This window comes from Actinoallomurus spadix (genome assembly GCF_024055725.1).
In the GTDB taxonomy this organism is placed as follows: Bacteria; Actinomycetota; Actinomycetes; order Streptosporangiales; family Streptosporangiaceae; genus Actinoallomurus; species Actinoallomurus spadix.
Genome location: NZ_JAMXMX010000003.1, coordinates 398,777 through 405,844, shown reverse-complemented (window position 1 = coordinate 405,844; position 7,068 = coordinate 398,777). Strand labels below are relative to the sequence as shown.

General features: G+C 71.9%; 7 protein-coding genes and 2 riboswitches. All 7 genes read left to right on the top strand.

Annotated features, from left to right (window positions below; all coding sequences use genetic code 11):
* Positions 1 to 448 (top strand): NYN domain-containing protein (locus tag NE235_RS06085; RefSeq protein WP_252799931.1); only part of this gene is annotated, 448 nt, incomplete at its 5' end.
* Between the two features lie 137 nt (positions 449 to 585).
* Positions 586 to 777, top strand: a complete 192-nt coding sequence (locus tag NE235_RS06080; protein WP_252799930.1) for a hypothetical protein — start codon at positions 586 to 588, stop codon at positions 775 to 777.
* Between the two features lie 186 nt (positions 778 to 963).
* Positions 964 to 1,096, top strand: a riboswitch (cyclic di-AMP (ydaO/yuaA leader).
* Between the two features lie 12 nt (positions 1,097 to 1,108).
* Positions 1,109 to 2,158 carry a C40 family peptidase gene (locus tag NE235_RS38090; RefSeq protein WP_252799929.1) on the top strand — a complete coding sequence of 350 codons (1,050 nt, stop codon included), beginning with the start codon at positions 1,109 to 1,111 and terminating at the stop codon, positions 2,156 to 2,158.
* 33 nt (positions 2,159 to 2,191) lie between these two features.
* Entirely contained in the window at positions 2,192 to 3,169 is a 978-nt protein-coding gene (locus tag NE235_RS06070) for a C40 family peptidase (RefSeq protein ID WP_252799928.1), read from the top strand.
* Positions 3,170 to 3,448: 279 nt separating this feature from the next.
* Positions 3,449 to 3,619, top strand: a riboswitch (cyclic di-AMP (ydaO/yuaA leader).
* A gap of 57 nt (positions 3,620 to 3,676) precedes the next feature.
* Positions 3,677 to 4,180 (top strand): C40 family peptidase, encoded by a 504-nt coding sequence (locus NE235_RS06065; RefSeq protein ID WP_252799927.1) that lies wholly within the window; start codon positions 3,677 to 3,679, stop codon positions 4,178 to 4,180.
* A 126-nt stretch (positions 4,181 to 4,306) separates the two neighbouring features.
* Positions 4,307 to 5,647 (top strand): gluzincin family metallopeptidase, encoded by a 1,341-nt coding sequence (locus tag NE235_RS06060; protein WP_252799926.1) that lies wholly within the window; start codon positions 4,307 to 4,309, stop codon positions 5,645 to 5,647.
* Entirely contained in the window at positions 5,644 to 7,038 is a 1,395-nt protein-coding gene (locus tag NE235_RS06055) for a M48 family metallopeptidase (protein WP_252799925.1), read from the top strand. Before NE235_RS06060 ends, NE235_RS06055 begins: the two co-directional genes overlap by 4 nt.
* Positions 7,039 to 7,068: the final 30 nt, after the last annotated feature.

The following is a 7,068-nucleotide window of genomic DNA, read 5'->3' as shown; positions in this document are numbered from 1 at the left end:
CCGCACGCTGCCCGGCCGGGCGCTGGCCGACAGCGATCCCGCGCTCCTCGACCAGCTGCTCACCCTTCCGCAGGTCCACCTCATCGTCGACGGCTACAACGTCACCAAGACCGGGTACGGCGACCTGCCGCTCGCCGACCAGCGGTCCCGTCTCGTGTCGGGCCTGGGCGTGCTGCACGCGCAGACCAAGGCGGAGGTGACGGTCGTCTTCGACGGCGCGGAGCTGAACGCCCCCGTCGCCGTGCAGGCCCCCCGTGGCGTGCGCGTGCTGTTCAGCGAGCCCGGCCAGACGGCCGACGAGCTGATCGGCCATCTCGTGCGCGCAGAGCCGAGCGGGCGCGCCGTGGTCGTCATCTCCTCCGACCAGGAGGTCTGCGACTCGGCCCGGCGGGCCGACGCGCGGCCGGCCCCCTCGGCGCTCCTCCTCCGCCGCCTCGGCCGCACCTGACCGTTCTCTCCGGGCACGCGTCATCTCCGGGCACGCGTCGTCTCCGGGCACGCGTCGTCTCGGGGTGCGATCGCGGAGCGAAATTGTCGGTGAGCCCTCGTAACGTCAGGCGATGACGGCGACACGAGGAGGAATTCGTGCTCATCGACTGCGCCAAGTGTGAGCTACGCAACGTGGGCTGTGCCGACTGCGTCGTTTCCACCATGCCCGCGATTCCGGAATCCGGCTTCGACCTCGGACCGCTCGAGCGCCGCGCGCTGGGAGTTCTCGCCGCGGAGGGCCTGATTCCGCCCCTGCGGATGACGATCTCCGTTGACCGCGCATCGTGACGAATCACGCGCATCCTGTTGCCTAAATGACGTGAATTGCTGGAATTCCCGGAGAAGCGGTTGTTACCAGCGTGAGACTTGACTAGTCTCACGCGCTGAGCCGGTCGCTGGTTCGTCGCCCCCCAGGCGACGGCGACGGCTTCCGCCGAGTCGTCACGTTCAGTGAGGCAGCCCGCGGTTCGGGCCCTACGATCCTCACTGGCACGACGAGCCGGGGAACCAGGTTCCAGGGGTGAATCGGAGCACTCGGGTGTTCCGTAGGGCGACTTCCACGCCCGAATCCGTCAGCTAACCCGGTAGGCGGACAGTGGGAGAGGGGCGTGCCGCAATCGTGGCAACACAGCGCAGTGCCGACGGCCCAGCCGTCGGACGGTCGGCGAGCGGCTGGATCGGCGGCCGGGTGCTGGCCACCCTGTGCGTCGCCGCCTCAGCGGCGGTCGTTCTGCCGGCCGGCACGGCCGAGGCGAAGCCGAAGCAGACGCTGAGCCAGGCGAAGGCCAGGCTGACCAAGCTGAACTCGCAGGTCGACCACCTGGCCAACGACTACAACAAGGCCAAGGAGCGGTGGTCGGCGGCCGACAAGCAGGTCAAGGCGCTGAACGCCTCGGTCAAGCAGCAGCGCAAGTCCTGGGCCGCGCTCCGGGTCCGCGTCGCGCAGATGGCCGCGTCCGCGTACAAGAACGGCTCGAACGGCGCCGACATCCCGACGCTGCTCTCGGCCAAGGACCCGCAGACGGTGCTCGACCAGATGTCGGCCTTCACGGCGCTGTCGAAGAACCGCTCCACCGAGCTCGCCCAGTTCCTCAACGCCTCCCAGCTGCTGCAGCGGCAGCAGGCGCAGGCCCAGCAGGCGTCCGCCGACCTCGCGCAGAAGAGGAACCAGCTCTCCGCTGAGAAGAAGCGCATCGAGAAGTCGGTCAAGGAGCAGAAGGCCCTGGTCGACAAGCTGACCCCGAAGAGCTCCGGCGGCGGTGACGACAGCGGCCCCGTGGCGAGCAACTGCAGCGGTGGGTACCACGGCTCGGCGACCGGCAAGGCGCGCGTCGTGCTCGAGTGGGCCTACGGCAAGTGCGGCACCCCCTACCTCTACGGCGGCACCGGCCCGCGGTACGACTGCTCCGGCTTCACCATGAAGGCCTACGCGGCGGCCGGGGTGAGCATCCCCCGCGTCGTCCCGGACCAGTACAACGCGACCAGCCGCGTGTCGCGCGGCAATCTGTCCCCAGGCGACCTCGTCTTCTTCGACGACCTCGGGCACGTCGGCATCTACGTCGGCGGCGGCAAGTTCATCCACTCGCCGCACACGGGCTCGTACGTCAAGATCGACAGTCTGAGCAACGTCTGGTACAGCTCGCACTACGTCGGCGCGGGCGCGCTCTAGGGACGGATGATCATGGCCAAGGAGCGTACGAACATGCCCAGGACCGGTCGGCGGTTCATGACGACCGTGGGATTCATCGCCGTCGCCGGGCTCGCCCTTCCCGCGACCCCCGCGCACGCCGATCCCGGCACCTCGCTGAGCGCGGCGAAGAGGCAGCTCGCGCAGCTGAACGACAAGGTCGACCAGCTGAGCAACCAGTACAACAAGACGAAGGCCGACTGGAAGGCCGCCCAGGGCCGGGTCAAGGCCCTGAGCAAGTCGGTGCAGGCCGAGCGCAAGACCTTCCAGCAACTGCGGGTGCGGGTCGCGCAGCTCGCCGCGGAGGCGTACAAGACCGGGGACAACGGCACGATCCCCGCGCTGGTCAGCTCCAAGAACCCGGACGCCGTGCTCTCGCAGATGTCGGCGTTCACGCAGCTCGCGCACAACCGTACGGCGGAGTTCCAGCAGTACCTCGCCTCCGCGCAGCGGCTGGAGCGCGAGCAGGCGCTGCGGGTCCAGGCCGCCCAGCAGCTCACGGCGAAGAAGAACCTGCTCGAATCGCAGCGCAAGCAGGCCGACGAGGCCATCGAGAAGCAGCTCAAGCTGGTCCGCAGGCTCGGCGCCGGCATCGACCCGGGCAGCTCCAAGGAGAACTGCTCGATCCTGGCGTCGGGCAAGGCGGAGATCGTGCTGAAATTCGCCTGCGCCCAGCTCGGCAAGCCGTACGTCTTCGGTGGCGCGGGCCCCAACGTCTGGGACTGCTCCGGGCTGACGATGGTCGCCTACCGCAAGGTCGGCATCAAGCTCAACCACTGGGTGCCGGACCAGTACGACGCCAGCCGGCGGGTCTCCAAGGCCGACCTGCAGCCCGGCGACCTGGTCTTCTTCCACGACCTCGGTCACATGGGCATCTACGTCGGCAACGGCAAGTTCCTCCACGCCCCGCACACCGGAGACGTGGTCAAGATCTCCAACCTCAGCGACTCCTGGTACGCCTCCACGTGGGTGGGCGGCGGCCGGCTGGTCTGAGACCGGACGACAACTGAACAGCGGGACGCCGACAGGCCGGGGGGACGGACTCCCGGCCGGCGCGTGAGGTGCGGACCGGATCCGGTCGGCCTGCCGGCGTCACACCTTTCGAATCTTCCGCACCGATGGTGCGGATCGCGGCGCACGCCATGTGCCGCCCGGCCGGAGGGGTCCTGCGTCAGCGGGGCGCGTCGTGGGGCGCGCCGGCGGGCGCCGCGTCTCCGGTCTGTCAGAGATGCAGAGAAACGGTCATCACCGAAGTGGCCCGACCGGGCCGGGTGACCGTGAACGCCTAATCCGTGGGCACACGGAGCCGGGGAACCGATCGCGCCTAGCGGCGCGGATCTTCACGGGGGTGAATCGGGGCGCCTGTCCTCCCGCAGGCATGCCGTAGGGCGTCTTCCAGCCCGAACCCGACAGCTAACCCGGTAGGCGTAGTGGAAGGAGAGACCCCTGTCTCGCAACCCCTCGACCGCTTCGTCCCTGCGCCTCCGCCTCGCCGGAGGCATGGTCGCCGCGGGTGCGGTCCTCGCACCCGTCGCGCTGACGGCCACCGCCGCGCACGCCGCGGCCCCCCAGACGGCCGTCACCGTCGCCAAGGCGCAGACGAAGCACAAGTCCTGGAGCCAGCGGCACAAGGTCGGTCTGAAGGCGGTCACCACCGCCCGCAAGCAGATCGGCAAGTGGTACCGCTACGGGGGCGCCGGGCCCAGGAACTTCGACTGCTCCGGTCTGGTGCAGTACTCCTACCGCAAGGCCGGTGTCCGGCTGCCGCGGACCGCCGGCCAGCAGCACCGCCACATCAAGCGGCACGTCCGGTGGAAGAACCTGGCCGCCGGTGACCTGGTGTACTTCAACGGCAACAACCACACCGGGATCATCTCGAAGGTGGTCGGTCACAAGATCTACATGATCCACGCGTCGCACACCGGTACGCGGATCAAGCAGGTCCGGATCGACAACAACAGTTACTATCGCGGCCACTTCTACGGTGCCGCCCGCCCGTACTGAGCCGGGCGAAGCGCCGCGCCGGCACCGCGATGGCACGCCATCCGGGGCCGAACCGGCTGATCAACGCCGGGGCCGTCCGCACGGACGGCCCCGGCGTTCTCAGTTTCGCCCGCTACCATCACGCCCATGTCGTCGGCGGGCACCTGGCAGGGGCGGGTCGCCGCGCTGACCGGGGTGGCGATCGCGCTGCAGCTGGTCACCGCGGTCGGTTACGCCGGCCTGCACCGCGGGACGCGGCACGCGGCCGCGTCGCCCCGGAGCGCCACCGCGGCGCCCGCGCCCAGCCAGGCCGTCGTGACGGCTCTGCTGCAGCGCCGGTCCCGCGCCGTCCTCACCCGTGACCGCGCCGCGTTCCTCGCCACCGTCGATCCGTCGGCGCAGGCGTTCCGCGCCGGGCAGGAGACGCTGTTCGACAACCTCGCGAAGGTCCCCCTGGCGACGTGGCGCGAGTCGCTCGCGGACACGCGTGCCGCCGCGGCCGCCGACGACGGCTGGACGGCGCGGCTGACCCTCACCTACCGGCTGCGCGGCTTCGACACCGGAGACGTCGCCTACACGCGGTACCTCACCTTCGAACGGCGCCGCGACACCGGCTGGGTCGTGTCCGGCGACGGCTCGGCGCACGGGCTGCGCGACGACCCGCAGATCTGGGACGGACCGGACCTGACCGTCGTCCGGGGCCGGTACACCCTGGTGCTCGGCGCAGGCGGCACGGCGGTCGGGGACGGCACGGGAGCGGCGGACGGCGGGGAGACGCGGACCGCGGAGCTCCGCGACATCGCCCGGCGGCTGGACACCGGCGTCGGCCTGGTCTCGAAGGTCGTGGGCGGCCGCTGGGCACGGCGGGTCGTGGCGCTCGCGCCCGCGACCGAGCAACGGGCCGAGGAGCTCGTCGGGAGCGTCCGGAACCTCGGCGACATCGCCGCGCTCGCGACCGTCAGCGGCGGCGCGGGCGATCCGCGCGGCGGCGCGGATCGCGTCGTCATCACCCCCACCGCGTTCGGCCGGCTGAACGGCCTCGGCCGGCGCGTCGTGCTCACCCACGAGCTGGTGCACGTCGCGATGGGCGGCGCCCGCGACAGCCGTACCCCCATGTGGCTGGTCGAAGGGCTCGCCGACTACGTCGGCTACAAGGACGCCGGTGTTCCGACGCGGGCGGCGGGACGCGAGCTGGCCGGTCTGATCTCCTCCGAGGGGCTGCCGGCGGCGCCGCCGGGGCGCGACGCGTTCACCGGGTCGGGCGAGCGCCTGTCCGCCGCGTACGAGGAGGCGTGGCTGGCCTGCCGGATGATCGCAGAACGCTACGGTGAGGGCAGACTGGTGCGGCTGTACCGCACCGCCGAGGCCGAACCCGGCACCGCCGGGGACCCGCGGATCGAGGACCGTGCCCTACGCGCCGTCCTCGGCGTCGATTCGAGCCGGTTCGCCGCGCAGTGGCGTGCCTACCTGCGGAAGGAGCTGATGTGACGGAGACCGGCGGCCTGGAGGGCGCCGGGCCGCCCGTGCGCGCCGAGGCCGAGCGAGCACCCACCGCCCGGGTGGAATCGCGCGGCGCGTCCCGCCGGGCCGCGGCCGTCGCCGCCGTGGTCCTGGGCGCGTCGCTGGTCGCCGTGATGGCGGTGGTGACCCCCTGGCATCCGCTGCCCGGGGGCCGGGCCGCCGCGGATCCGGCGCTGGACTTCAGCCGGGACCAGATCGCCCGCAGCGAGCGGTTCAGCGCCGCACTGGACGGCCCGGCGTACGGCGGGCTCGCCGCCGGCCTGGTCGTCGTCCTCGTCCTGGGCCTGACGCCCTGGGGCGCCCGGCTGCTCGGCGGGGTCACCGGGCGGCGGGTCTCCGCGGAGGCGCGGCCGGGGATCTGGCGGCATGGTCTGCGGCTGCTGTCCGTCGCGGTGGTGCTGTCCGCGCTGACCCAGCTGGTCGCGCTGCCGTTCGCGGCGTGGTCGGAGTCGGTGCTGCGGCGGTACGGCCTGTCGACCCAGGGCTGGGGTTCGTGGCTCGGTGACCGGTTCACCGGGTTCGCCGTGAGCCTCGTGATCTGGATCGTGGCGCTGCTCGGCCTGCACCTGCTCATCCGGCGTTTCCCCCGGCACTGGTGGGCCGGCGCGGCGGCCGGTGGCCTCCTGCTGGTCACCGCCGTCTCGTACGCCTATCCGGTGGTCGTCGAGCCGTTGTTCAACGACTTCACCTCGATGCCGGCCGGGCCGCTGCGCACGGACCTGCTCCGGATGGCGCGCGCGGACGGTGTGCCGGTGCGCGACGTCCTCGTCGCCGACGCGTCCAAGCGCACGACGGAGCTGAACGCCTACGTCTCGGGGTTCGGCTCCACCCGGCGGATCGTGGTGTACGACACGCTCCTGGCGTCGCAGTCGCCGGGGGAGGTCCGGCTCGTCGTCGCGCACGAACTCGGCCACGCGAAGCGGAACGACGTGCTGACCGGCACCCTCGTCGGCGGGCTGGGCGTCGCGACCGGCGCCTGCGTCCTCTTCCTGGTGATGACCTCGCCGCGCCTGCTGCGCCGGGCCGGGGTGCGGTCGGCGGCCGACCCGCGGTCGACCGCGCTGCTGCTCGCCGCGGTGACCGTCCTGGCCCAGGCGGCGGGGCCCGCGCAGAATCTCGTCAGCCGTCACATCGAGGCACGGGCCGACGCGCACTCCCTCGGGCTCACCCGGGACCCGGTGACGTTCATCGCGATGCAGCGGTCGCTCAGCCTCCGCAACCTCGACGACCTGTCCCCGGGACCGTTCGCGTACGCGCTGTGGAACACCCATCCGTCCGGGCCACAGCGCATCGCGATGGGGCGCGCGTGGGCCCGCCTGCACCACGTGCCGGCGCCCCCGCCGGGCGCACGCCCCTGACCACGGCCGTGGTCAGGGGCGTACGCAGGG

Excerpts from the sequence above, each read along its gene's own strand:
- NE235_RS06070 (WP_252799928.1), top strand. The coding sequence starts at position 2,192 with ATGCCCAGGACCGGTCGGCGGTTCATGACGACCGTGGGATTCATCGCC.
- NE235_RS06060 (WP_252799926.1), top strand. The coding sequence starts at position 4,307 with ATGTCGTCGGCGGGCACCTGGCAGGGGCGGGTCGCCGCGCTGACCGGG.
- NE235_RS06065 (WP_252799927.1), top strand. The coding sequence starts at position 3,677 with ATGGTCGCCGCGGGTGCGGTCCTCGCACCCGTCGCGCTGACGGCCACC.